The 26287-nt window shown below is 46.6% G+C and carries 19 protein-coding genes and 2 riboswitches; of the genes, 6 read left to right on the top strand and 13 right to left on the bottom strand.

Annotated features, from left to right (window positions below):
* Positions 1–429 precede the first annotated feature (429 nt).
* Genes atzF through AC58QG_RS34380 form a run of 4 tightly spaced genes read right to left on the bottom strand, consistent with a single transcriptional unit; the run spans position 430 to position 7351 of the window.
* Positions 430–2280 (bottom strand): allophanate hydrolase, encoded by a 1851-nt coding sequence (gene atzF / locus AC58QG_RS34395; RefSeq protein ID WP_497366506.1) that lies wholly within the window; start codon positions 2278–2280, stop codon positions 430–432.
* A gap of 17 nt (positions 2281–2297) precedes the next feature.
* Positions 2298–5921, bottom strand: a complete 3624-nt coding sequence (uca, locus tag AC58QG_RS34390) for an urea carboxylase (RefSeq protein ID WP_497366505.1) — start codon at positions 5919–5921, stop codon at positions 2298–2300.
* A 28-nt stretch (positions 5922–5949) separates the two neighbouring features.
* Positions 5950–6600, bottom strand: a complete 651-nt coding sequence (locus AC58QG_RS34385) for an urea amidolyase associated protein UAAP2 (RefSeq protein ID WP_497366504.1) — start codon at positions 6598–6600, stop codon at positions 5950–5952.
* Between the two features lie 28 nt (positions 6601–6628).
* Entirely contained in the window at positions 6629–7351 is a 723-nt protein-coding gene (locus tag AC58QG_RS34380) for an urea amidolyase associated protein UAAP1 (RefSeq protein ID WP_497366503.1), read from the bottom strand.
* 69 nt (positions 7352–7420) lie between these two features.
* A riboswitch (guanidine-I (ykkC/yxkD leader) is annotated at positions 7421–7519 on the bottom strand.
* 190 nt (positions 7520–7709) lie between these two features.
* A riboswitch (guanidine-I (ykkC/yxkD leader) is annotated at positions 7710–7813 on the top strand.
* Between the two features lie 85 nt (positions 7814–7898).
* Between AC58QG_RS34380 and AC58QG_RS34375 the strand changes: the two genes are divergently transcribed.
* On the top strand, positions 7899–9242 hold the full coding sequence (locus AC58QG_RS34375; protein ID WP_497366502.1) for an APC family permease: 1344 nt from the start codon (positions 7899–7901) through the stop codon (positions 9240–9242).
* Positions 9243–9879: 637 nt separating this feature from the next.
* On the opposite strand, the gene AC58QG_RS34370 is transcribed toward AC58QG_RS34375, so the two are convergent.
* The 4 genes from AC58QG_RS34370 to AC58QG_RS34355 all read right to left on the bottom strand — a co-directional run bounded on the left by AC58QG_RS34370 (position 9880) and on the right by AC58QG_RS34355 (position 14663).
* Entirely contained in the window at positions 9880–10866 is a 987-nt protein-coding gene (locus AC58QG_RS34370) for a Gfo/Idh/MocA family protein (RefSeq protein ID WP_497366501.1), read from the bottom strand.
* A 99-nt stretch (positions 10867–10965) separates the two neighbouring features.
* A complete protein-coding gene (locus tag AC58QG_RS34365; protein WP_497366500.1) occupies positions 10966–12072 on the bottom strand; it encodes a Ger(x)C family spore germination protein in 1107 nt (368 codons plus the stop codon).
* Positions 12065–13144, bottom strand: coding sequence for a GerAB/ArcD/ProY family transporter (locus AC58QG_RS34360; RefSeq protein WP_497366499.1), 1080 nt, complete (start codon positions 13142–13144; stop codon positions 12065–12067). Before AC58QG_RS34360 ends, AC58QG_RS34365 begins: the two co-directional genes overlap by 8 nt.
* A 13-nt stretch (positions 13145–13157) precedes the next feature.
* A complete protein-coding gene (locus AC58QG_RS34355) occupies positions 13158–14663 on the bottom strand; it encodes a spore germination protein (RefSeq protein ID WP_497366498.1) in 1506 nt (501 codons plus the stop codon).
* A 224-nt stretch (positions 14664–14887) separates the two neighbouring features.
* Here AC58QG_RS34355 and AC58QG_RS34350 point away from each other — a divergent pair, with 224 nt between their 5' ends.
* From AC58QG_RS34350 to AC58QG_RS34330, 5 genes are all read left to right on the top strand, one after another.
* A complete protein-coding gene (locus AC58QG_RS34350) occupies positions 14888–15265 on the top strand; it encodes a hypothetical protein (protein WP_497366497.1) in 378 nt (125 codons plus the stop codon).
* A 27-nt stretch (positions 15266–15292) separates the two neighbouring features.
* Positions 15293–15715: an SRPBCC family protein gene (locus tag AC58QG_RS34345; RefSeq protein ID WP_497366496.1), complete on the top strand. Its 423-nt coding sequence runs from the start codon at positions 15293–15295 to the stop codon at positions 15713–15715.
* 1 nt (position 15716) lies between these two features.
* Positions 15717–16091, top strand: coding sequence for an ArsR/SmtB family transcription factor (locus AC58QG_RS34340; RefSeq protein ID WP_497366511.1), 375 nt, complete (start codon positions 15717–15719; stop codon positions 16089–16091).
* A gap of 449 nt (positions 16092–16540) precedes the next feature.
* Positions 16541–17311, top strand: coding sequence for a DODA-type extradiol aromatic ring-opening family dioxygenase (locus AC58QG_RS34335; protein WP_497366495.1), 771 nt, complete (start codon positions 16541–16543; stop codon positions 17309–17311).
* A 75-nt stretch (positions 17312–17386) separates the two neighbouring features.
* Positions 17387–17770, top strand: a complete 384-nt coding sequence (locus AC58QG_RS34330; RefSeq protein ID WP_497366494.1) for a DoxX family protein — start codon at positions 17387–17389, stop codon at positions 17768–17770.
* A gap of 61 nt (positions 17771–17831) precedes the next feature.
* On the opposite strand, the gene AC58QG_RS34325 is transcribed toward AC58QG_RS34330, so the two are convergent.
* The 5 genes from AC58QG_RS34325 to AC58QG_RS34305 all read right to left on the bottom strand — a co-directional run bounded on the left by AC58QG_RS34325 (position 17832) and on the right by AC58QG_RS34305 (position 26241).
* Complete coding sequence (locus AC58QG_RS34325) at positions 17832–18287, bottom strand: SRPBCC family protein (RefSeq protein ID WP_497366493.1); 456 nt, start codon at positions 18285–18287, stop codon at positions 17832–17834.
* Positions 18284–18628, bottom strand: a complete 345-nt coding sequence (locus AC58QG_RS34320) for a MerR family transcriptional regulator (RefSeq protein ID WP_497366492.1) — start codon at positions 18626–18628, stop codon at positions 18284–18286. Before AC58QG_RS34320 ends, AC58QG_RS34325 begins: the two co-directional genes overlap by 4 nt.
* Positions 18629–18985: 357 nt before the next feature.
* Positions 18986–19891: an AraC family transcriptional regulator gene (locus AC58QG_RS34315; RefSeq protein WP_497366491.1), complete on the bottom strand. Its 906-nt coding sequence runs from the start codon at positions 19889–19891 to the stop codon at positions 18986–18988.
* A gap of 72 nt (positions 19892–19963) precedes the next feature.
* Entirely contained in the window at positions 19964–20674 is a 711-nt protein-coding gene (locus AC58QG_RS34310) for a metallophosphoesterase family protein (protein ID WP_497366490.1), read from the bottom strand.
* Positions 20675–20850: 176 nt separating this feature from the next.
* Positions 20851–26241 (bottom strand): right-handed parallel beta-helix repeat-containing protein, encoded by a 5391-nt coding sequence (locus AC58QG_RS34305; RefSeq protein ID WP_497366489.1) that lies wholly within the window; start codon positions 26239–26241, stop codon positions 20851–20853.
* Between the last annotated feature and the right edge of the window lie 46 nt (positions 26242–26287).

Below are 26287 nucleotides of genomic sequence, written 5' to 3'. Positions count from 1 at the left end.
TTAGGCACGCCGCCAGCGTTCGTCCTGAGCCAGGATCAAACTCTCCATAGTAGAAAGATGACTTGCTCATTTGAAGCTAGCGAGATTTTGCAATCTCTTTTATAGTCGATTGCTCGACTGTGCTTACTCACTCGTTGTTCAGTTTTCAAAGATCAATTTCTTTCGCTCACTGCCGTGTTACCGAAGCAGCGAGAAGTAATGTACCATGTAGACTTTTTAATTGCAAGTGTTTTTTTAAAATTCTTTTTTACAACCAATCTACATCCTCATTCCACAAGGATTTTCCCTCGAAAAGAATGGCGGAATAGCAATATACCATGTATATAAATGCATTGCAACCCTCGTTTGAAAAAAAGTTAAAAGAAGACGACCGCCCTTCAAGATACAAGGGAACAGTCGTCTTCTCTATTAAGCGCCAATTACAACCACTTACAAAGGCACCACGTTGCGCCAGCTACGCAACGCCGTAACATCTTCCGCGCCTTCGGCCGCGTAAGCTTCACAAACGAAGCCCGGGACTTCCGTGCCGTCCCGGAGTTCAACCTTGCCGATCCCGAGCGGAGCCGGGATCGCTGCCGCAAAGCCGCCGAATGCCTCGAGCGGCATCTCCCAAATCTCCAGCAGGATGGCAGCGCCACCCTGCTGTTGCTTAATCATCCCCGGCTTCGCAGGGGATGTCGGCAGCTTCACAAGGCTGTACTTCGCAGCGGATTCATCCTCCCGGATGAACCGCGCTCCACAGCCTTGCATCTGTTTCTCCAGCGGGTAGCCACGCATGTGCAGCCCGCAAACCGCAACAAGCGTCGTCTGCGCAGCAACGAGGCTATCCTCTTTTGCACTTGCCCCCGCACTTACACTAGCAGCAACCTCCGCCTTCGCCACATCAACAGCAGTGCCCGCCACGAACAACTCCGCTGCCCCACAAATCAATCCTTCCTCTTCCGCCAACGCGAAGAGCGTAATCCCAAAAGGCGTCTCCGGCGCCGCGTCGCCCGCAGGCACAGCAACCGCGCACAAATCCAGCAGATTGCAATGGTTCGTGTAGCGCCCCATATCACGATTTGTACTGATCGGGTCCGCAAGCACTTGCTCGCGCGTCCACGTGCCTCCACAGGTTGGCATCACTAGCACGGCATCCTGCAACAGCTTCCTAGCTGTCAATTTATACCCTTGAAGCTTATGCATCGCAACAAATACCGATGCCGCATCGTACTCAGCAGCCGAACCAGAGCGCAATATCTTCTCCGTCACCGGATAAGCTACGCCAGGATTCGCTTCAATAAAGCTGCCGAGAGCTGCCCAGCGTTCAGCCACCCAAGGCCCCTCATATAATATCGCTGCAGCTTGCGCGAATACAGCCGTATCAACTTCAACAATTTGAACCCCTGCACGAAGACAAACTTCCTTCAAGTGACTAACAGATTTCCCCCATGCAGCGCGATACTCATCAGCGTAAGGCCCATAGAAGCCTAGCTCCCCCGAAGGGAGACAAACCCGCTTAGGCAACGCCGCCGGTTTTCGCACCACGTTGCGGGACCAAGGATCTTCCGCGTGGACACCCCGTGCCACGCTGTCTACGATAAGCGCATCCGCCAACGTATGCGCGAAGACCGTGACACAGTCGAGGCTCGCACAGGCTGGCACGACCCCCTTGGTCGGCCATGCGCCGAGACTCGGCTTATAGCCGACTAGGCGATTCAGCGCTGCCGGCACGCGGCCGGAGCCTGCTGTATCTGTGCCAAGTGAGAAAACCACTTGGCCACGGGCTACACTGACGGCTGAGCCGGAGCTCGAGCCGCCACTGATCAGTTCAGGACGCAGCGCGTTATGCGCGTCCCCGTAAGGACTGCGAGCGCCGACTAAGCCCGTCGCGAACTGGTCTAGGTTCGTTTTGCCTACAGGAATGGCGCCTGCCGCAATCAGTCTCTCCACGACACCCGCATGCTCATCCGGCGTAAACGCATATTCCGCGCAGCCTGCCGTCGTTGGAACACCGGCAAGATCAATGTTATCTTTGATCGCAAAAGGAATCCCCCATAGAGGTGCATCCTCCATCGAGAGAGATGCCAATCGATCCAAGTACGGCTGTATCGCATCCATCGTCGGTGGCGTAATCCATATATTCATGTCAGCGTCAGTAATAGAACGCTCTACAATTGTCGCCATGACCTCCTGTGGAGATAAGGCGCCCGCTTCATACTTTTCACGCAAATAAGATATGGTTAACTCTTTTTCCAACTCATCACTAATAACCCGTTCTTCGTCTGTTCGCTCTCCCATAGCCTTCACCTCTCCCTTTACGCAGATTGTGCAATACCCAGAATTAATTGTCCGGCATGCACTTGGTCGCCTGGTTTAACGCCAATCATCGAAACAAAGCCATCACAAGGTGCGTGCTGCGGGAACTCCATTTTCATACTTTCGAGAATCGCCAGTTGGTCGCCCTTCTTCACTTGCTCACCCGGGGTTACCAACACTTTCCAAACACTACCTGGCATAATGCCACGCACAGCAACGGTTCCAGCAGGCAATTCATCTTCTGGTGCAGCATCACCTGTCTCCTGCTCGGAGACATATTCAGCAAGCCCCTTCGCTTTCCAACTCTCACGTTCTTCTTTGAACGCTTCACGCTGCTGGGTACGGAACGTATCCGTTGTTTCTTCTATAGAGCTTAAGAATTGTAGATATTCACCTAAATCAAACGTCGTCTCTTGAATGTCAGCCTCATAACGACCGCGTGGGAAATCCTCACGCAGTTGCAATAGCTCTTCCGCACTTACTTCATAGAATTGGATTTGATCAAAAAATCTCAACAACCAAGGCTTACCCGCCTGAAAGCTCTCCGTTGAGCGCAGGCGATTCCACATTTGAATGGTGCGTCCTACGAATTGATAGCCGCCCGGACCTTCCATCCCATACACACACATGTAAGCTCCGCCGATGCCGACGGCATTTTCTGGTGTCCATGTACGAGCTGGATTGTATTTCGTTGTCACTAGACGATGACGAGGATCAACCGGCGTTGCCACAGGAGCCCCTAAATACACATCCCCTAACCCCAGTACGAGGTAGTTCGCTTCATATACAATCTTTTTCACTTCATCTATTGTGTCTAACCCATTAATCCGTTGAATGAATTCAAGGTTGCTCGGGCACCAAGGCGCATCCGGGCGCACCCCTTGTTGATAACGTTCAATTGCCAGCTGTGTTGCTGGGTCATCCCACGACAATGGCAAACGCACAATACGCGATGGGACACGGAACTGTTCCAAAGGAGGGAGCGCTGCATCGATCTCAACAACCTTTTTGCACGCCTCAGTTACTGTAATTTGCGACGGATCAATATGAATTTGCAAAGAGCGAATCCCTGGTGTCAGATCAAGTACTGGAATTGAACCACTTTCCACGATCGCCTGCATCAAAGCCTGCACTTGGAAACGCAGCAGCAAATCCAGCTCTAGCTCACCGTATTCAACTAGCAAGTTCTGGTCACCGCAGCAGCGAATCGTGATCGGGAAGCGACGGTTCTCTACCTCATGGAAAAGTCGCGGATATTCCGGTGTAATCTCCTCATTAACAGCAGGCAGCTGCACTTGCACCAATTGCTCAAAATGTCCCTCGCCAATCGCACGCAGGTTGCTCTCTTGCAGATCACGCAGGGCTTCGGCTTCCGGAAGCGTCAGCAAGTGGAAGCGTATCGAGTCACCAGGGTGCAGCTGACCCAGCTTCCAGAACTCGGCTGACGCCGTCGTCACCGGACACACGAACCCACCAAGACTCGGCCCATCAGGCCCAAGCAGAATCGGCATATCGCCGGTCAAATCCAGGGTACCTATCGCATAGGCATTATCGTGAATATTCGAAGGGTGAAGTCCCGCTTCCCCGCCATCTTCACGTGTCCATAGCGGAGCAGGCCCTTTCAAACGAACCCCCGTCCGCGAGGAGTTAAAATGCACTTCCCAGCTTGTTTCTGTCAATTGATCCAGATATTCCGTGCGCAAAAACTCGCCTGTACAATGCGGTCCAGGAACAACACCAATCGTCCACTCGCGTGTCATGCCAGGGCGATGATCTGGTGCTAATTCAAACTCATCCTGCACACGTTTCTCGCCGCCTTCATTAACACCTAACACATCGCCCGTGCGAAGCGCGCGTCCACCATGACCACCGAAGCCACCCAACGTAAACGTGGATGAACTGCCTAGAAGCTTCGGCATATCGAGTCCGCCGCCGATGAGCAAATACGTACGCATGCCTTCTTTGGCCTCGCCAAAGCTCAGCACTTGCCCTTTCGATGCGAACACCGGACGGTACGTAGCGACCGTCTCCCCATCCAGCTCAGCTTGCATATCCGCACCTGTTACGCAGAACCACATGTCACTGCGGAACTTGTAGGAGCCGCCACGCAGGGTCATTTCAAGACCAGGAGCATCATCGGTATTGCCTAGCAGCTTATTCCCGATACGGAACGATAGCGGATCCATCGGTCCGCATGGCGGTACACCCACATCCCAATGGCGAATACGGCCTGGGAAGTCTTGCACGGTTGTTTGAATACCGCCATCGACAACTTCAAGCGCTCGTTCAGTTGGCTCAAAAGTATTAAGAAGCTGCGTAAACACGTTGCCGCTCAGGCAAGCCTCTTCTTGCAGAAGTGCACGCACGTACTGCAGGTTGGTTGTTAAACCGTACATGCGCGTTTCAGCCAGCGCTTCTACTAATTTATGGATCGCGTCTAAGCGGTCTTTGCCGTGGACAATGATTTTAGCCAGCATCGGGTCGTAGAGTGTTGTTACAGTTAGACCATCTCGAACCCACGTCTCATTACGAGCTTCGTTAGAAAATACAGCGCGATCCAACTGACCCGCACTCGGACGGAACTGTTGGAGGCAGTCCTCTGCGTAAATCCGCGCTTGGATACTGTGGCCTTGCGGCTTACGGATCAGTGATTGAAGATCATTCAGTTCCAATGCCGCTTCACGCACCATCCACTCTACGAGGTCAATCCCAAGTACTTCCTCCGTCACACCATGCTCAACTTGAAGGCGCGTATTCACTTCCAAGAAGTAAAACTCACACGTTTCTGGATCGTAGAGGTATTCAACCGTTCCCGCACTACGGTAGCCAACTTCTGCCGCCAAACGCTTCGCCGACCCAAACATCGCCTCACGTACGTCGTCCGACAGGTTTGGAGCTGGACTCTCTTCTATTACCTTTTGATTACGACGTTGGATAGAGCAATCGCGCTCACCAAGCGTTACTACCTCACCTAAGGAGTTGCCGAAAATTTGCACTTCAACGTGACGAGCACGGGCAATATATTTTTCGAGGAACATGCCCCCGTTTTTGAAATTCGTTTCGGCCAAATGGCGCACACCGTCGTAAGCCGCTCGCAGCGTCGCTTCGTCAGCGCATACACGCATGCCAATACCGCCGCCGCCTGCTGTACTTTTCAAAATAACAGGGTAGCCAATACGTGCTGCTTCTGTTAATGCTTCTTCTAATTCGGTGATTAGCGGAGTACCTGGCAGCATCGGCACGCCTGCTCTTTCCGCAATCTCACGTGCGGAGTGCTTCAGTCCAAACATCTCCATTTGCTCCGGAGTAGGTCCGATAAATACAATGCCATGCTCGCGACAAGCACGTGCGAAATCCGCATTCTCACTCAAGAAGCCATAGCCGGGATGGATCGCTTGGGCACCGGTTTCAAGCGCTGTCTGCAGGATCAGCTCCGTATTCAAGTAACTCGACTTCGCTGGCCCCTCACCGATCAGAACCGCTTCATCGGCTCCATCCACATGTAAGCTATCTTGATCAGCAGCTGTATACACAGCTACGGATTGAACTCCCAGTTTGCGCAATGTACGCTCAATACGTACGGCAATCGCGCCACGATTCGCAATTAGCACTTTTGTAAACATCGTAACCACTCCTTCGCATTTATCTTCGTTATTTATCCCAGATGAGCACCTGAATCGGTGTCGGGTTATAGGCATTACAAGGATTGTTAAGCTGCGGACAATTGCTGATCAGTGCCATGGTGCTGCCAATGGACTCCATTTCGACATAGCAGCCAGGCGCGGATACGCCATCATCGAACTTCAAACCACCATCCGGTGTCACGGGTACATTCATGAAGAAATTAATGTTAGGTGCCAAATCGCGTTTCGTATACACACCGTCTTGCCCAGCCAATTGAAGCATGAAAGTATCTCGACAATTGTGCATGGACAACTTATCGTGCGAATAACGCACGGTATTACTTTGTGCCGAGCACGAGCCGCCAACGGTATCATGACGTCCGCAGGTGTCAGCTACGATTTTCAGCAATTCCTTACCTGACTCAGCTCTCAAGATGGAACCTGTGCTTAAGTAAATGTTGCTTTGCCCTGTAATTGTCGCCACAGCACTGTAGTGATCCTCTGGATTCTCCGCATCATAGAACAATGTGTCTGCTGCCTGGTTGCCTTCCAGATCCACGATCCGCATCACTTGTCCTGGCTTCAGGACACGCATCCAGCCATCTCCTGCCTGAATGACTTCACTATATATCGCATCCTCCACTTGACGAGGGCTTTCCACTCGATTAAATACTGCCATACTACATGCCTCCTTCGCATTTTCTTTTCTAATAAGAGCCTAGCAGTGTGTGATATTCCCATGTATTTTCAAAAGCTCGGCGATTCTCCGGGCGATAATTCAAGCAAAAGTCGTCTTCATTGACAGGTGATGCTGTTAGCACTTCGATTTTAACAGGCACTGAAGGATAACTTTCTCTCGGATCAAGCGGATTCGGCGTATTGGACAAGACTACTAATGTATCTAGCTCCGTCCTTAGCGTGACTGTTGCCCCTGCTGGACAGTGATCTAAGCTAAGCCGCATATCCCCGTTGTCATCAACGACGACTTTGGAAAATAGATTCACCACCGGCATCATATCCCGCATACTCAGACCATTACGTACAAGCTCAACAGCGAAGTTCTCTTGACCGCTTCGAAGCCAATCATTGCGCAGCTCCTGATAATTCGTCGCTCCGTACTTGGCATCCGTTGTCGCACGGCTTGTGTATCCGCTAAGCGGATCATGCCAGCCTACGCTGTCTTCCACGATACTCACCATCGCACGGCCGTTATCGCTCATTAGTACATTCCCACGAGTCAAATGCGCCGTATGCTGCGCCTTCAACGTATCCGGCATATTGTAACGCTCCGTCAGATCCTCCGCGTGGTACAACTGGATCGACACATTCGCACCCGCTTCCAGCGCAGTCAAACGAATCAACTTTCCTTTGCCAATTACCCCTGACCATTTGCCTCCTGGCCCTATGTCCTTACTCCAAATGTTCCCCATGCTATCGCTCTCCTTCGCTTTTTGCTTAAACAAAAAGGGAGACATCACAAGACCCATTGTCTTGGTGATATCTCCCAGGTTTTTATCCTTCCGTGTCACTCTCTCACAAGAGTGGTTTACTCTCGGACCAGCCCGGTTAGTACCGGCGGAACCCTAGTAAACAATCGTATTCGTTTGTGTTACTAAACATAACATCGTTGATGATATGTGTCAATAACTTCTAATTATTTTAGTTAATATATGCAAAATACTTCTCACAACCCTAAATATGTGTTATATTAACTTACATAAATGACGAATATCTAACATCATCAATAAAACAGTTAACCATCTTATACATAAGTAAAGAAACATCACATACAAAGTTTTCTAGGGTTCCGCGGGCGGACTATTCCCCGGTCTGGACCAAGAGGAAACGCACAGCTAGCCCTGTGTTCACGGAGGGATAAAAGCCCGGGAGATATCTGTAACCTAGATATCGCCTTGGCTTTTTTGCATACAACCTCTTCTGTGTTCACATTAATCACTGATGAGGGAGTGTTATCGCATGACCAATGAAATCACACTACGTAAGTCTCTGAGCTTGTACCAAGTTGTTTACATGGGGCTCGCCTGGATGACACCTATGATTTATTTCTCCATCTATGGGATCGCGTATGAAAATGCACACGGAATGCTGACGCAAGCGTATTTACTCGCCTTCATCGCTATCTTCTTCACCGCGTACAGCTATGGTGTGATGTCGAAGGTTTTTCCTACTTCTGGCTCCGCCTACACCTACACCAAAAAAAGCATCCATCCCTATCTAGGCTTTCTCGTTGGCTGGGCTTTGCTCCTAGACTACTTCTTCTCCCCCATCATCGCGTGCTTAACCTTCGGCATTTACCTGCATGCTCAGTTCCCTTCCATTCCTGCTTATATCTGGATCATCGGACTTAACATCGTCCTCGGTCTTATTAATATCATTGGCATCAAATTCTCTGCGAATATCAGCAAATTGTTCGTCTGGATTCAAATCATCTTTATCGCTGTGTTCTGCTTCTTCCTTTTCCGCAACTTATCCGGCGTTGGTGAGATTCACCCACTTCAGCCTTTTCTGCAAACGGATGTGCCTTTCTCCACCATTCTCGCTGGCGCCTCTATTATATGCTTCTCTTTCTTAGGCTTTGATACAGTAACGACGATGGCAGAGGAAACAGTCAACTCTGAGAAAACCATTCCACGAGCTATTATGATCATCATTGTCGCGGCCAGCATTCTTTACTTAGTGCCGTCATTTCTAACACAGCTTGTTTATCCGCATCTGACGTTCGTCCATATCGATTCTGCTGGTTTTGAAATTGTAAAAATGGTAGGAGGAGCAGCACTGAGCTCTGTGTTCCTCACCGTTTTGATTCTTGCGATCTTCACTCAAGGTCTATCGTCAGTTACCAGCGTCTCGCGTCTCCTCTTCGTGTTAGGGCGAGATAACGTACTTCCTAAGCGCGTGTTCGCGTTCCTTCATCCGAAGTTCAACACACCTGTCATCAACATCGTGATTGTTAGTGTCGTCTCGTTGCTCGCACTCGTAATCTCCCTGGATAATGCCGTGAAATTCGTCAACTTCGGCGCATTAACCGCCTTCTTCTTCGTAAATGTATCTGTCATCGCGCAAAAGTACATGAAAGAGCGCCAACGCTCACCGAAGCAAACGATATTGTATCTTGTGCTTCCACTCCTTGGCGCCGGATTTATCGGCTATCTGCTATCGTTGCTGGATAAAGATGCGTTATGGATGGGCGTAACGTGGCTGCTGATTGGGGTTGTGTACCATCTCATTCAAAAGCGTACCGCTCAAACCAAAGACGCCGCAATTGCCATACGCGCAGCAGGTTCAACTCCTCTGAACTAATGTCGCGTAGAAAGCAGAAGAACCTGAGAAATTTCTCAGGTTCTTCTTTGTTTACGTTTAGGTTCACTGTTTAACCCAAGAATCACGACTCGGTTACATCGTATCTTACCCGCCATTTCACCGTACAAGGTACAAGTACCAACTCGCCGCAAAAAATCCCTAAATTCACTACTCCACCATACAAGCACTAATCCAACCCTCTACCACCAACTAGCTAGTCACTACCCTCGCAACACGAATAGCTGGATAAACCCCAGCTATTCACCTATCCTACCATACAAGCACCACTCCTACCGCCAACTAGCTAATCCCTACTCCCTGACACGCAAAAAAATAGCTGGAAAAACTCCAGCTATTTTCTCTCGTATTCCTGTCTACAAACGATTAACGGGAAAACCTCCAGTTAATTCTGATCATTTCCTACGTTAGCTACCAAGAGCGTAGAATTAACTACATAATATCCATCTAATCCCGATTATCACCCGATAATGGCGAAATTAGATGTAGTTTTTCCAGTTATTCGCCGGCGCAGTAGGTAGCCGCAACGCGTTCCGAGGTCTGCGGCCCGAGATTGGCGTCTGGGGCTCGGGGTCCGAGATTGAGAATCCCCCTTTCACCCTTCACGTCGGCCCTACTACTACTTACGATCCGCCGGGAACACCAACCCGATCTGCTTGCGCGCCTCATCCATGATCGCCATTGCTGCGCTGGAATTCGCATGCGAATTTGTCGGGGACTCCAACTCGCCCGCCTTAATCAGTCGGCTAAACTCCTCCGCCTCATAGCGCATCGTCCTTACACTCTGCTCCTGAGTCAATTCCTCAACGGAGCCGTCGCGGTAACGAATTTGCACCTTTTCCGGTTGGTTAATCTTATCGATGACCATCGTCGCTAGCTCACCTTGAATTTCAGCTGGCAGGTAGGAGCTGGCGATTTTGGAATGCTGAATCACAGCATCCATCTCTTTATAACTCAGCAATAAGCTGCCCTCGCCATCAACGCCCGATTCTAACATCACTGCACTTGCCTGAACTTTGTCCGGCGCGCCAAACAACACAACCAATGGATAGATACAGTACACGCCTAGATCCATCATGGATCCATTCGAGAACGCTGGATTAAACGCATTCAGCACGGTGCCCTGCTTATAGGCATCATATCTGGATGAATATTGGCAATAGCTCGCAAAATAACGTCTTACTTTCCCAAGCTTATGTAAATTCTCTTGTACGACTTTAAAATTAGGCATCAGCGTTGATTTCAACGCTTCCATGAACACAACCTTCTGGCTGCGCGCAGCGTCAATCATCGCCGCAAGCTCAGCACTGTTCGATGCCGCAGGCTTTTCACAAATCACATGCTTGCCATGCTTCATGCAATGAACCGCATACTCCGCATGCAGGGAATTCGGACTCGCGATATAGACAGCATCAAACGTATCACTTTCCGCAAATGCGTTCAAATCTGTATATCGATGCGCTGCATCGAACTTATCAGCGAATTCTGCTGCCTTTTCCGCCGTGCGTGAGTAAACAGCGGTCAATTCGAACTCTCCTGTTTCGAGCGCCGCGTGTATGAATTCCTCTGTGATCCAGTTCGTACCAATAACTGCAAATCGTATCATATTTCCCCATGACTCCTTCATCTAGCAATATTCTATGACTTACCCTATCAAATTCAACCTCCGAATTCAATTGTCATGCCTTTTCCACTTTCTTTACAATCACTGAAACTTCCCATAATGCTTGATTTTCACTTTCGTTTGACAATGAATCTCTACTTCGGGGTACACCTCGCGCCAGTCCATAGCTTTCCATTCCTTATAGGGGACAATATTTTTAATAGCATTTCCCAGACCGAGACTATCCACATTATACTTCTGCATATCTTTCAACATCGTCTCCATGTGCGAGGTGATTTTCTCTCCAATTTTGCCCTCAAGCGCATGCCGATCTTCTTCCTTACTGATTTTCAAATCTCCCATGTACTCCAGAATAGTCCCGCTTACTGAAATTTTGAAATCCACTTTGAACGAACTTCCGCCCGTGCGCGCTGCATGAACCTTCCGTTTGCTAATCAATGAATCGAATAACACAAACTCCTTAGCTTCACTCGCTTCACTTAGACGCATTGGCAAGGAACCTAATTTGAAATTATCGCTAAGCATGGCAAAATAAATCGATTCCTGCTCGTCTACCCTCATCAGGAAACGGTCATCTCGAAATAAGGCAATCCCATCTATCTTCACATGGTCGCCAGCATCTTTAATGATGGGAGCAACAGGATCAACACCATCATCATAATAATCTCTTGTAAAATCATATAAGGTGACCTTAGGAATACTCTGAAATCTCACTTCTGATTCCATCATTCGATCAATATATTGTGCTGTTCGCAGGTAATTGCTGTAGTCTTTGACTAATAAGTCATGAGCATCTCCATTTACGACTGTCACTTTGACCCGCGGTGAAACCGAAGGATCTCTCACTAGCGTATCGATATCATCCCAAAACCCTCGTCGTGCTAGTGTCGATCCGAACAAAATATTACGCATCTGGCCGCTGACCAGAACCAGTTGAGTCTGCCTAGAAAGGTCCACCTTTGCACCTTTACTGCTATCGGAAACAGTCGTCAATACTTCTCTCGGCTTTCGACCTTCATCCACAGCTAGAGGTATGCTATTAGTAACCTTAAGCATACCCCCAGGCATCAAATCAAAACTTGTTGTATGAGTTATCCCAATCCTCTCTAAGATCCGTTGGTCACTTCCACAGCCCGTGATCAAGAGCAGCAAACAAGTAATCAGCCATTGAAACCAAGTCTTAAGCAAGCTGTTTTCGCCACCTTTGAATAGAGAGAATGCCAATTAAACAGATCGGTAGGACAAAAGAAAAAGCAATATTCAAATAAGTACAAATAAACAACCATTTACCGACCTCATCCAACACACTTGGAATGAACGAAATTAGAAATGTGACAGCCATCAAATATAGCATGATCCGCGCAGACGAACTATTTTTGAAAATCCGCTGCATACTCAAACTCGCTGCCCACTGATACATCACAATTGTAATGAGAACCCTGAAGACAAGAAAGCTAAAGAGGATATTCTCCGCTCTCTCGATAAAAGGAAATTTAATATAAGCGAGTAAGTCAATGAAAGGAAACATGATTAACTTCAACTGCTGCAAGCTATAGAAGCCGAAGCAAATCAGGGTCACACCCAAATAAACGATAAAGCTGAAGAAATTAGCTAGCTGTACACTCGTGAAAAATCGCGTTTTCTGCTGAACATAAGGGAACAACAGCGTACAGAGCTCATACCCCAAGAAAGAACCATATAGATTAAATGCGCCCTTCCAGTGCTCTTTACCCTCATGAAATATATAATGCGTGTATCTCGTTAACTTCAAATCATTATAAAACGTAATTTCCAAAAGCATCAACCACATCACCAGGAAGAAAAATACTGTACTCGCCTTAGCAATTGCATAAATACCTTTGACGATCAATAGATATGCAAGCAGGCTGATGACGAACATGAAAACCATCGGATTTGCGGTTGGAAATGCTGTAACTTGGAAAATAAGAACATATTCTTTAGCAACTAGACTAGCCGTAAATGACCATGTAAGCGCCAAAATGACATATGACGGATAAACAACCCACCTAGGCAGGCAGCTTTCAACAATGGTGAAAATACTTGCTCCCTTTCCCATCTTCCATACGATCCAGATCAGATAAATATTGAACGCGACTAGCGCAGCGATGATGACTAACATGAGCCAACCGTTATAACCAAAATATTCAGCTGCAATACGTGGTAAAGCAAAGATCCCCACACCGACTTGTATCATATGGATCAAAATGAAGATATGGAAACCGTTCAGCTTCTCATTCACGCACGGATCATCCTTATTTTCTCATTTTATTCTTCTTGGAATTGGTCGTTTTCACCTGACTCGGCCGTGTTGTCAGCATAGAGAAAGGACTACGAATAAAAATATCCTTCCAATCACTCCATTTTGTAGGTGCAAAGGGTGACAAATAGGATGTCCCTAAGCTCGTTAACCCACATAAATGGATCACAATATAGCCGATTCCCACCATCAGACCGAAATTCCCCCATATGCCCGCCAGCAAAATTAAACCAAAACGGATGAGACGAATCGATGCACTCATAACATAACTCGGAATAACAAAAGACGATATCGCCGATGAAGCAACTGCAATGATGAGAATGTTACTCGTAAGCCCCGCTTGAACAGCCGCTTGACCAATAACAATACCGCCAACGATACCGATGGTTTGTCCAATTTTGGTCGGCAAACGGGCCCCCGCTTCCCTCAGTAGTTCTATCGTAACCTCCATCAACATCGCTTCGATTACGGGAGGGAACGGCACTTTACTTCGCGATTCTCTTAAAGTTAAGATCAACGCCTCTGGGATCATCTCATAATGATACGTGGTCACGGATACATAGATGGCTGTAAAAGTAATGGTAATCACGAAGGCGATAAACCTGAGCATTCGGGTTGCAGTCCCGATCGACCATCTCTGATAATAGTCATCCGCAGAAGAAAAGAAGTCGAAGAAAGCCGTCGGAGCGCTAACCACTGCGGGACTCCCATCTACAATTGCCAGAATGCGGCCTCCAACCAATTTGGATACAGCCGTATCAGGGCGCTCCGTAATTAGGAATTGCGGGAATAATGAATACGGAAAATCATCGATATACTGAGAAAACATGTTGCCATCGTAGACAGCATCAATCTCAATCCCTCGAATACGACGTACAAATTCGTCCACCAGCTCCATATTCACAATACCTTTGATATAAAGAACGAATACGATGGTTTTGGTGACTTCACCAACTTCTAGCTTAATTACTTTCAAATGTGAGCTTTTCACCCGTCTTCGCACTAAAGAGAGATTCGTACCCGCCGTTTCTGTAAACGAATCATGCGGCCCTGTAATAATGCTCTCCGTTTCGGACTGCTGCACCCCCCTTGATTCAGGACCATAAACAAAGAATAAGTACACCCTTCCATTATGAAAAATAGCCACTTGCCCAGACAATACACCAATGACAATTTCCTTAGGGTCATCCGATTCTTCAAATTGAGACTGCTCCAAAATGGGGCTTAAATCATCCGTTTCCATATTCGATAATGGATCAATGACTTCCCGAGACAATTGCGTGTGATCAATCATATGGGGAATATAAACAATATCAACTTGGATACTAGGTATGTTTCGATGAAACACATCCATACAATCCTCAAATTGCTCTAGAATATGAGCTAATGATATCGACTCATCCGTATTGGCAGGCTCAGTTAAAGCAGGTATCTCAAACCGTTTAGGCTCTCTGTCCATTTTCCGCGAAAAGGAAAATAATAAACGATCCCATATGGCCATGCACGATCCCCTCCACCTAGAGCTTTCCTTTATTCTGAGCAGTTCTGCTTAAAATATTCCATTTCGCCCAAAAGTTGCGCTTTGGTATGTGTCTTGACACGAAACCAAATGGTTTCGTATAATGAGACATGTAACCAAACGGTTTCACATTGACGAAGTCGATGGAAAAGTGATTTTACGGGAAAACTAGGTGGATGGACATCCATTTGAAGGGAGATTGTCTGATGCAAGAAGAATTGCTGAAAAAGTTGCGATATAAGCAGGGACGAGCTCTCGTTATGGAGGCACCCGAAGGCTATGCACTCGGTGTCGAGGATGATGCGGAGCCGAATGGAACTTATGATTTTGTTCAGCTTTTTGTTAATAATGCTGCAGAAGTGGAAACATGGATCCATAAAGCGATTGCCTATTTGAACGAGGACGCCTTGTTCTGGATCACGTATCCTAAGCAAAGCTCGAAGATCAAAACGGATATTAACCGTGACAGCTTATTCGGGTTAGTCGGCGATTTAACAGACTATCGAGCGGTCAGCAATGTTGCGGTGAATGATACATGGTCAGCGCTGCGTTTTCGTCATAAGAGTAAGGTAAAAAGTAAATAACTATACTGCCACTGGAGGCCTTTTACTATGGAAAATCAAATACAATCCCTGCCTGATATTAAACAAACACTCGTCTTTAATGCACCTATTCAAAAAGTATGGAATGCTGTAGCCACGTCTGAAGGCATCGCAGTCTGGTTCATGCCAAATAATTTCATGCCGGAAATCGGCTATGAATTCCATTTGGAAGCTGGCCCTTTCGGTAAATCCCCTTGCAAGGTTACAGAATTAGATCCCCCGAATCGCCTAAGGTTCTCTTGGGGCAAGGACTGGTTCTTATCGTTTGAATTGACCGAGTTAGATGGCAAAACACAATTCACCCTCACCCATGGCGGCTGGGATATCGACAAGGTTACCGAATTCGGCCAACCGCATGATACGGTTCGCGATACGATGTCACAAGGCTGGGCAGGCATCGTCCAAAGGCTATCTGCTTACATCGAGGCTTAAGATGGCTATTCCCGCGCAAAAGCATGACGTCTTCCAGGCCATAGCCGATCCCACACGACGACACCTGCTGCAGCTTCTGGGAGATCAGGAAATGCCTGTCACTGTCATCTCCAGCCATTTTCCGATGAGCCGTACCGCAGTGTCTAAGCATCTTCGCATTCTAGCTGAAGCTGGCTTAGTGAAAGAACGCAAGGTTGGCCGCGAGACCCGGTACCGATTGGAGGCCGAGCCGCTGATGGAGCTCAAGCGTTGGTTATCGTATTACGAGCGCTACTGGGAAAATAAACTTAACGTGCTTAAACGTTTCGTTGAGCAAGATGAAAACACAGAGGGACTCTCGTATTCTCGCCTAGAGGTTGTGGACCCGGAGCAATAAAGTAGTGAGCCTCCCGTGAGGGAGGCTCATTTGCGTTTCGCGGGTTGTGGTTGCGGCGGAATCAGCTGCGACGTGGTGTGACGGGGTGTGGCGGACTGTGAGATGGATTAGATGGAAAAACTCCAGCTAATTACGGCGTATTCCTCTGAAATCACCAAATAGATGGAATTTATGTAGTTAATTCATAGGAATTCGGCGTATTGACCAAGTATCGAAGAAATTAACTGTAGGAAATACAGTTAATCGTTTAAAAGAGCCTATTCCCCACAAATTAACGGGAGGAAATCCAGTTAATTGCAACCTTCCCTCGGCGCACGAACTCCCCCTTTAAGTAACTAATAAAAAGTAATCTACTTACTTGACGAGAATAAAGCAAAGGCGTATCATTAGTTACATAAAGTAATTAAATATAATTAAGTACATTAACTATAAATAAGGAGATGTTCGCCATGATTTCACCGATTTTTGTAGGGCATGGTTCACCCATGATGGCTCTTCAAGATACCGCTTGTACGCAGTTTCTACTCGATTACGGTACAAAGTTGTCACCCAAAGCTATCGTGATCTTCACCGCGCATTGGGAAACTGAAGTGCTCACCATTTCCGCAACGAATGAGGTTTATGACACGATTTATGATTTCCGCGGCTTTCCCGATGAGCTGTTTCAGATCAAATATCCAGCCAAAGGTGACGTTGCTCTTGCTCAATCAATCGCGGAGCGCTTTAAGGCGAAGGGCATTCCTGTTCAATTCGATAGCACGCGCGGCTTAGACCATGGCTCATGGGTACCGCTGTTAAGGATGTTCCCTACAACACCTGAATGCCCCGTCATTCAAATTTCGGTGAATCCGTACTTGCCGCCAGCCGAGCAGTACCGGATCGGCGAAGCATTGCGCGGTCTGGATCAGGAAGACATCCTGATCATCGGCAGCGGCGCGACGGTCCATAACCTGCGCGCGTTGAACTGGGAAGCCACGGAGCCCGACGCTTGGGCGGTTGCGTTTGACGATTGGCTGGCTGCCAATATGCAAGCCCAGAACTTAGAGGCGTTGTTCAACTACGCCACAGAAGCTCCCAATGCGAAGATGGCGGTGCCGCGCCCAGAGCATTTCATCCCGCTTTACATCGCGATGGGCAGCGGCGACCCGCAGCGACCTGTCGAGATCATTCACCGAAGCTACGAAGTCGGCTCATTGAGTTATTTGGCTGTTTCATTTTAAGGACCGTCCCGCATGAAATTGGCAATGTTGCACAAGCTAACAAAACCAATTTCAACAAACAGAGGTGCTCTGGTATTGGCTTGGACATGGACAACTCGCATCATTCAAATCTTGTTAGCGGCAGCTTATATCATGTTCGGGGTTCTGAAGCTGTCCGCCCATGACCTGCAAACGGAAGTCTTCACATCGACATATGGGTATAGTGTAACCTTCATGTACATCGTCGGAGCCGTCGAACTCATCGCGGGCATCGGGCTTATCATCGGCTTATGGCAGCCGCGGACTGCCTTAATCTCTGCGGGCGTCATCGGCATGATCATGGCCAGCGCGATGCTGACGCATATCCGCTCCCATGAGGGGATGCGCACCTCGATACTACCGCTAATTTTCCTCCTCATGGCGATATTCGTCGTTGTGAGCAGCTCGCGTGGCGTGCAACGAAAACGTGAGTGGATTTAAAGTTTAAACCAAAAAGCGTGTGAGCCACCGGCCCGCACGCTTTTACTTTACCTTTTGCCACCTACTCTGGCTTCGTGGCTTCCTGCTCAACCCTTTGCATAAACGCCTGCACCACTTTGTTGTTGCTCTGCTTGCTGCCCAGCTTCAACATGGCTCTCCCGACAAAATTGACCCCTTTATTATGACCCTCATATATAAATTTCGTATTCTCCTGATCGATCTTAACTAAAGTAAAGGTAAGTTTAATCTCAAAAGCTTTCCCCAACACAAAGCTAATCGTCTTCCTCTTCTCATTCGCTCGATCTTCATACGCTAATGTTTCCACGATATACGTTTCCACACGTTTGCCTTCCCGATAGCTCTGCTGATGCTTGGCTCCCGCTTCTTTTTCACTCTTCTCAATGAGCGTATGCTCCTCTACTTTCGGCATAATTCTCTTGATATTTCTGTCCGAAAACAGTGCCCAGACTTTCTCGATTTCAGCCTTAATCACGATTTCTTCTTTCCATTCGATCATGTGTCCTCATCCTTCCCCGATGCCAGAAATTCATCGATTTCTCTAGCTTGAGCTTGAAGCTCTTCAACTTGGCTTTGTATCTGTTTTCTTTTCTGAACTAATAACTCGTCCAAATGGGCGAATGACTCATCCTCCATCACGGAACGCATTTCTTGTATCGTAAAGCCAAGTTTTCTCAATTTGATTAATAGGATTGCAAGAAAGTAGCTCCCATCATCGTAATACCGATAGTTGTTAATTGGATCAATCGATGCAGGTTCGAGTAGTTTAACTTCAGCGTAATATCGTAAGGTATCTTTGCTTAACCCCGTCATCTCAGAGAATTCACTAATCTTGTACATCTTTGCCCTCCCACCAAAATAATAAACCGTTGGGTGCACTACAGGGTCAATAGGTGGAATGAGTAATATGCTTATGTGCCATACTTCCACCAGCTCTATTTACTATGTTTTCCATCGCAAGCCTCCCCTGATCCGCAGAACAGCTAATATATAAGCAAAAAAAGAGACCCACAGCAACGGGCCGCGGGTCTTAAGTATATATATATTTAAAAGGGGGTCGAATTTCATTATAGGCCTCGAACCTTAAGGCGAGATGAAATTCAGATGTCATTTCCGTGACAAATGATTCCCTACATGTTACAGCTTGCACGTATTCTATTTACCCTAACTCATGCCGCGCACTATACGCTCACAAGTCTACTTCGCCTTGATTGGAATATAAATATCCATCTCCACAAGCTCATGCAGGTTCGAATGACAACGCTCATCATAATATTCAAATTCGGCGCTTCCCGCATGCTCATACCCCGAGTGAGGGAACCATTCCGAGAAGATCGCCTGCCATGTAGTCTGAATCGATGCTACAAATTGATCCTGCTTCACCTTTGGAGTCGTAAACACGGCATAATTTGCTTCCGGAAATTCGCGGCATACTAGATTCGCAGGAACGTTCTCGAAGCTCGTCGCCTCCATCCCAATGATGTAGGTCAAATCCCCGCTCTCCAAGTCGAAATCTGCACAGATCCCAAGCTCAACAGGCAGTCCTGTGTGAACACGGTTCGGAATGTGTTGCCCTAGCCCTTCTTGCATATACTTCTGCCAGAATGCCGGGATATCGCGGTGATTCTGCCCTTCCTTGCACGAGGTCTTCAATTCATATCCAATCAGCTTAAACCCAGGCTTTGTTTTCAATGCGTAGTTCATAGATATTCCTCCTAAATAGGGATTAAATTTCCGATCCAACACGTTCACTTTGGGATAGTTAGGTGGTCGTATGCCTTGCTTGCGATAGGCAAGCGGTGTACGTTCGAACACTTTTTTGAATGCCCGCGTGAAATTTTCATGGGATTGGAAGCCATTGTCGAGGGCAATATCGATCAATTTCTGCTCCGTATGTGCGATTTGATAAGCCGCTCTCGCTAATCTTCTTTTGCGAACATATTCCATCACCGCATCTCCCACCATGGTTTGGAAGACGCGATGGAAATGGAAGGCTGAGAAGCAGGCTACCTCGGCTAAACACTCAACGGACAGCGGTCCCGATAGATGTTCCTCAATATGATCCAGCGTCATCTGAATCCGCGCCTCATAATCGGTGTCCATCGCTTGCCCCCTTCAACTTAGTAATCTCAGTGTACGCTATTCGGAACTACGCTTCTTGATATTTCTTGCTCCTTATTTCCAGCTGCCTTTAGAAGGAACGGCATACGTCTTGTACTGATTCTTCCCATTAATTTCAAGGAGATTCAGCTGCAGACCGTAGGCACAACCGCCATCGATTCCGATTTTGTCCGTATCGAACCACACATCCGCTTTCCCATGAATGTCCTTCGTCGTCGTATGCCCAAACACTACAGGCTTCTTAACAACCGTCTTCTGCCCCAAAAATGGCGCACGAATCCAGATAAAGTCCCGCTCCGGCTGTGTTTTCCAGTCTGCATAAGCAGGATTAAGGCCAGCATGTACAAATATATGCGTATCATTCTCGTAATAAAGCGGCAGCTCCCGCAAAAAGGCAAGGTGCTCGCTGCAATTCGCTCGAATGCGTTCTTTTGCTGTTTTCAAATCAAAGTCCCTAACTCCGCTAAAGCTTTGAAACGTCTGTATGCCACCATGCTCAAAAAACTTCATTTCCGTCAAGTCATCGGTCCCGCCCATCACTTCCAAAAAGCGCTGATCATGATTCCCTTTGAGCGCTATCGCACCTTTCTCACGCACTAGGAACATCACATGCTCCACAGCCTCCCGACTCGCTGGTCCCCGGTCGACATAGTCTCCAAGCAGAACAAGCTGATCCTCTTCCGCATTAAACTTTACTTTATCTAATAATTCCTTAAATTCGTCGGCACAGCCGTGGATATCACTGACAGCTAGTAGTCGTTTCATTACTTGTCTCCCCCGATGCTGCGCTCCGTATCCAATCTGTCTTTTTTACGGGCATCTATTTGATTTAGAATGATTTGAATCTATTATTCTATTTTAACATAGTCGTCACCTCTCTTGAACGATTGGTAACTTAATAGAAAAGAGGACGTCCTAATAGACGCCCTCCCCAAGCTTAATTAATTGATAAACTGAACAAATTGCAAGAATCTCTTCAGCATTACCGCGGCTTCCGCTCTCGTGGCTGGAGCTGCCGGGACGAATTCTGTTTCGGTTACGCCATTTACAATGCCAGCACTTACCGCACCAGCTACGGCCTCTTTCGACCACACGCTCAATCCTTTGCTATCTGTAAATTTATCCAATTGCTTGAGGTCAACTACGGCTGACTTACCAGCAACTTTCATTGCTCGCGTGATCATGACCGCCATCTGCTCTCTCGTGATTTGTTCATTCGGTCTGAAAGAGCCATCTTCAAAGCCCTCAATCAAGCCAGCTTTAGCCGATGCGCCTGCTGTCCCCGCAAACCAACTGTTTGCAGGTACATCCGTGAAACGCGTTGATGCCTCTTCGTTTAAGCCTAGCGCTCTAACCAGAAGGGCCGCAAATTCGGCACGCGTAATGTGATTGTTAGGTCCAAAAGTGGTATCCGAAGTGCCTTTGATCACCAATTTGGAAGCCAACAATTCTACCTCGCTCTTCGCCCAGTGTCCTTTCACGTCTTCGAACGTTTTGAAAGATTGAACGACTGCGTAAATACTGTTACCTTGACGTTTGATCGTGACTTCTGTCTTGCCATCTACTGTTGTAACAATTGCAGGAACGAAAGTCATCTCTCCGGTTTCCGGATTATACATGACAACAGTTAACTGATTGGATTCTACGGTTTGAACAAGCGTAATCTTTCTCGGCACGTAAGTATTTCCAAAATTATCTACTATCGTCGACTTACCATTGCCTTCTGCAGTAATGGTAAAATCAACCGCTCCGGAAAGAAGTGATAACCCTGCCTCTTTGGCTTTAGCGTTAATTAAATCTGCTGCAGGACCCGTAACTTTTTCGATAGAGATATTGATTGTTACATTGCTTACGTCGGTACCAAGCGTCTTAGCTATACCTGTAAGATCCAACGACTTGGCAGGAAGATTATAAGTTACTTCATTGCTTTTAATAGATAATACCGTATCTGGCGCATCTTTCAGACCTGCCGATAAGGCGTCTGCTTCAATCTGAACCTTCGCTGCTCCTTCACTGCTTTTTACTTCAATATTAATTTTTTGATCTTCGGATTCTTTGGTTTTGAGCGCATTAAAAGCTTTGCTGAGCGTACTTCCATCCACCGTAACTACAGCTACGGTTTTTCCGTTGATCGTTTGAATAACCGGTGCGATTGTCACTTGAACACCATCATCGTTACTGATTGGAGCAGCAGGTGCCGTAGAGCCTCCAGTTGAGTTATCAGCTTTGCCAGGCACTACACCTACTACATTCGAATATTGACCTTCACCTACAGCGTTCGCTGCGTTTACCTTGTAATAATAAGTCGTGCCGTTAGTTAATTCGCTATTTGTGTACGTTGCACTTGTAACGTTTGTTGCAATTTTTTCATAGGAGCCGTTTTGAGCCATTCCACGATAAACGTTATAATACGTAGCTCCAGTAACGGTATTCCAACTTAAAATCGCTTTTGCGTCACTTGCACTGGCTATTAAAGCCGGTGCAGAAAGCGGTGCAATAAATTGAAGGAAAGTGCCCAAGATAATGCTGCCGTCTTCATTTCTCGTATACGATTCAACAGGTACTAAACTTGTAATGTTGGCATCTGTCAGTTGAATACCCGATTTGTTAACGGACTTAGAACCGTCAAACATGAAGTTATTGTCAGCTTTTAATTCCGCCGGGTAACTATCTTTGACAGATACCGTTTTTTGATAGGATACAAAACCATTGATTGTGAAATCAGTAGGTATGCCTGCATACGTTGTAAAGCTTAAGTTGCCTTTGGCATTGTTAAAGCCAATATTATTTTCAGCTCTGACACCTGGATTACTATTGCTTGTAAAGCCATTGGCACCATTGCCAAAAGCGATGCTGTTTCGAATGAGATGAGGTACGTGAATGCCTTCTCCACCAAGCTTGAAGCCATTCTTGTCGCCTTCACCTTTACTGCCAATCGTTAAAGTACCGTTATTATAAGCAATGCTATCCTCAATCGTAACAGCGCCTATCGCACCTGAACCCACTTTGGTATAAAGATCCCAACCGTCATCGATGTTATTGTGCGCAATATCACCTCTGAAAACATTGCCTACACCCGCTGTCAGTTTTGCAGCAAAGCCATCAGCATTGTTATTCGATGGATCTATATTATCGAAGGATTCATTGTTCAAAATCAGATTGTACGAAGGCCATGTCGATTTATCCGTGGATCCATCTGTGCTGCTGATCTGCAGTCCCGTGTCACCATTCGAATAGAATCGACTGTTCTCCACGATGTTGTAATTCCCGCCAACCGTAAAGCCTTTTGTATTGCCAGCCGAGCGTTTAAAATCAATCCCTTTAACGTACCAGTAATCCCCGCTTAATACAACGCCCTCAGATTTTCTAGCAAAGTCAATGACAGGTTTTGCCCCCGGAGCGGCAATGAGCGATTTCTTGGCATTGGCCGTACCATCGTTGCCATTCTTAATGTCTAACTTGGTCTTGCGAACATATCTGCCATCCTGCACAATGATCTTCTGACCTGCACTTACATAAGCAATAGCCGTGTCAAGATCTAGCGGGCTGGAGATGGTACCTGTTCCTGCACTTGTACCCGTTGGAGAGACATAAATGTCTCCGCCTTGACCAAACGTTTTCATGGTGACAGAGAAGGTTTTCACCAATCGACCATATGAGGTTAGAAGCTGTGTATCGTCTGGTATGAAAGTAGCGCTAAAATTCGTAGTTGTGTCCACCGCAACCGAAGTTTTCAGCGTAATCATTTTTCCAGCTTCAACAGTTCGATCTAGCGCAATCACGTCTTCACCTTTTTTGATCGTGACCGTACCGTTAACATTTGGCTTTATTGTTAAGTCATAGTCTGTCTTTGAAGTTTTATCCAAGGATAGGATTTGTAGATCAGGTGTAACTGCGGTTTGGGGTCCTACAACCTTAGGTGCATCCGCTTCTGCCGCTGTTACTTTCAACTTGATGTTGCTTACATCAATCGTCGCAAGTCGAGCTGCGAAGAACCCAACGTACATCTTGGAATCTTGGACGTTCATGATGTCAGGAACAAAGAACTGTGGAGGATTAATACCATCATTCAAATTCCCTATAAAACCACTATTTGTTTTTGCGAGCGTAAGTTTATATGGTACAGCAGGGCTAGTAGTAGCTGTCGCAGGTCTTTCATTTTTTAGCATAGTACTTTGAATCCCTTTGCTGCCTGTGCCATCCTTAGCTTCGACACCTGTTCTAACAAACAATTGAGTTCCAATCGGTTTGGTTGTTCCTCCACTGTACCCACCAACGGCTGCAATATTAGAAGCAAATACACTAGAATCACCAGGTGCTCCAATAGCATCTCTAGCCATAATCCCAAAAGATTCTTGGCCATCATATGGATTTTTAGCAAAAAGAGTCACTTTAATATCTGCCGATAACTCGAAGTTATCTTGAACGGCATCAAGTTCCGTATAGTAGAAGGATATACCATCATGATCACCGGTAACTTTTCCGCCGCCTTCTAGTGCTACAAGGTTTACAGTTCCATTTGCATTAGGCGTTATAGTATTGCTGACTGCAGTTGCAGATTGTCCGAATCTTATAGCGTTCCATTGTGTTTGCACAGGTGCTCGTACGACCACTTTATATGTAATTGGAGCAATACTTGTATCTGTAGGAACAACTCGTATCTCATACGTTCCTACGCTATTTTTATTATAAGCGGAAGAATCAATGGAAAAGCTCGTTAGAGTCTCTGTATCCAGATTATCGTATACTTTGGACACGCTTAATCCAGTCGTGACTAGATCTTCACCGATTAGATAAGTCGTTTTAGGATATTGGCTGACTTTGATCCCTGTTAATGCTTTTTGTATAACCGTAACGCTGGAAGAAGCTTGTTGTCCTCTATACGAAATGACAACTTGCTTTAACCCTGCAGTACTCGTATCAAGTACAGCGGAATATTCGCTAGACATCAGTCTTACTCTCGAATCACTATATTTCGCATAAACAACCATTCCGTTAGGTTTGAAAGCATCACCGAGATAATAAAGCGTTTTTTGCGGTGGTTGTGCGATTTCTAAACCAGTGAGCAAAGCATCTCTCACCGTCACGTTAAAGGTAGTCGTTTGTGCAGGAGTCTCCGTCGATCTGATCGTAACGGTTTTTGTCCCTGGGGTGTCGAACGTATACGTAGCTCCTGTAACTGTAGCATTCGGAATCGAGACTGTATATTTATCGCTTGTAAGATCAGATCTGCTACCTGAATCATATCCAGCTGTAACGACTAGACCCTCTGGATCAAATTGATCACTTGTGTAATATACCGTTTTAGCAGGAACTAATGTCGTATTCAATGCCGTAACGGTCAAAGGAGAAATGGTGAGGTCAATCGTTTTGACGGCACCGTTATAGTTGACTGTAATCGTATTGGTTCCAACTTTACTGCTGTCAAACCCTGTAACGATATAATCATTAGGTGATAATACCTCATAAACGGAACCTGTTACTGATTGTACGATTAATCCAGTTGCATCAAAACTTTGATCCTTCAAATACTGTTTCTTCATAGAAGTCGTGTCAAGTGTAATTCCACTAGCTGCCGCCTGAGTACCCACGCTAATGTCAAAATTACTAAAAATGATTTCAGCGTCTCTAGCTACAAATAATCCTGCATATGCTGTATTGGAAAGTAAATCAAGAAATACGGTTTGACTTTGCCCATTAATCGTTAGTCTATACGCGTTCCCTGATTTTTTAATCGAAATATCATATTCTTCACCATCAATAGGATCATTGACACTTGTGAAATTCGTTCTGCTTTGAGCACCTGGTTTGGCAGGGTTTGCGCCTGCGACATACCCCGATTTGTAAACGACCTGTGTAACGGTAGAAACAGGAGTGCCTGGAACAGTGGCTGTAGGAGCGACTGCATTAACTCCAACTCCACCGACTGCCACATAATTTGATGTTATAGTTGATCCAACAGAACCGACGTTCCCTCTGACCATTAACCCAAAAGCGGCTTGGCTGGAGTTGGTGTTAGCTGGATTGGTAAAACTCACTACTTTTGCTTTCGTACGAATCTCAAAGTTTGACTCAGTTGTTAAGTCTATCTGTTTATAGTAAAAAGACAGCCCCTCGCTCGCACCATCAATTTTCCCTCCGTTAGCAGCTTTTAGTGTAACGGACCCATTTGAATTTGTTGTTATGGAATTTTTGTCAGTAGTCGTATTTGATCCAAATATAACTGGTGTCCACGCTGCCCCAATAGCCGCGGCAGATCCGCTAAAAGGAACCATCGATAATAATAAAACTAACGACAAGACTGTTGCTAACAACTGTTTTTGTTTTTTCAAGTAACATTCCTCCATTTGCTCGATACTGTATGCGCTTACTTTTATA

It is taken from the genome of Paenibacillus sp. J22P169 (assembly GCF_059691995.1).
The sequence above is the reverse complement of the archived record's forward strand: the minus strand, read 5'-3'. Positions and strand labels throughout refer to the sequence as shown.

Coding starts and splice junctions, on each gene's coding strand:
- atzF (WP_497366506.1), bottom strand. CDS start 2,280: ATGGGAGAGCGAACAGACGAAGAACGGGTTATTAGTGATGAGTTGGAA.
- uca (WP_497366505.1), bottom strand. CDS start 5,921: ATGTTTACAAAAGTGCTAATTGCGAATCGTGGCGCGATTGCCGTACGT.
- AC58QG_RS34385 (WP_497366504.1), bottom strand. CDS start 6,600: ATGGCAGTATTTAATCGAGTGGAAAGCCCTCGTCAAGTGGAGGATGCG.
- AC58QG_RS34380 (WP_497366503.1), bottom strand. CDS start 7,351: ATGGGGAACATTTGGAGTAAGGACATAGGGCCAGGAGGCAAATGGTCA.
- AC58QG_RS34375 (WP_497366502.1), top strand. CDS start 7,899: ATGACCAATGAAATCACACTACGTAAGTCTCTGAGCTTGTACCAAGTT.
- AC58QG_RS34370 (WP_497366501.1), bottom strand. CDS start 10,866: ATGATACGATTTGCAGTTATTGGTACGAACTGGATCACAGAGGAATTC.
- AC58QG_RS34355 (WP_497366498.1), bottom strand. CDS start 14,663: ATGGCCATATGGGATCGTTTATTATTTTCCTTTTCGCGGAAAATGGAC.
- AC58QG_RS34350 (WP_497366497.1), top strand. CDS start 14,888: ATGCAAGAAGAATTGCTGAAAAAGTTGCGATATAAGCAGGGACGAGCT.
- AC58QG_RS34345 (WP_497366496.1), top strand. CDS start 15,293: ATGGAAAATCAAATACAATCCCTGCCTGATATTAAACAAACACTCGTC.
- AC58QG_RS34340 (WP_497366511.1), top strand. CDS start 15,717: ATGGCTATTCCCGCGCAAAAGCATGACGTCTTCCAGGCCATAGCCGAT.
- AC58QG_RS34335 (WP_497366495.1), top strand. CDS start 16,541: ATGATTTCACCGATTTTTGTAGGGCATGGTTCACCCATGATGGCTCTT.
- AC58QG_RS34325 (WP_497366493.1), bottom strand. CDS start 18,287: ATGATCGAATGGAAAGAAGAAATCGTGATTAAGGCTGAAATCGAGAAA.
- AC58QG_RS34320 (WP_497366492.1), bottom strand. CDS start 18,628: ATGTACAAGATTAGTGAATTCTCTGAGATGACGGGGTTAAGCAAAGAT.
- AC58QG_RS34315 (WP_497366491.1), bottom strand. CDS start 19,891: ATGGACACCGATTATGAGGCGCGGATTCAGATGACGCTGGATCATATT.
- AC58QG_RS34310 (WP_497366490.1), bottom strand. CDS start 20,674: ATGAAACGACTACTAGCTGTCAGTGATATCCACGGCTGTGCCGACGAA.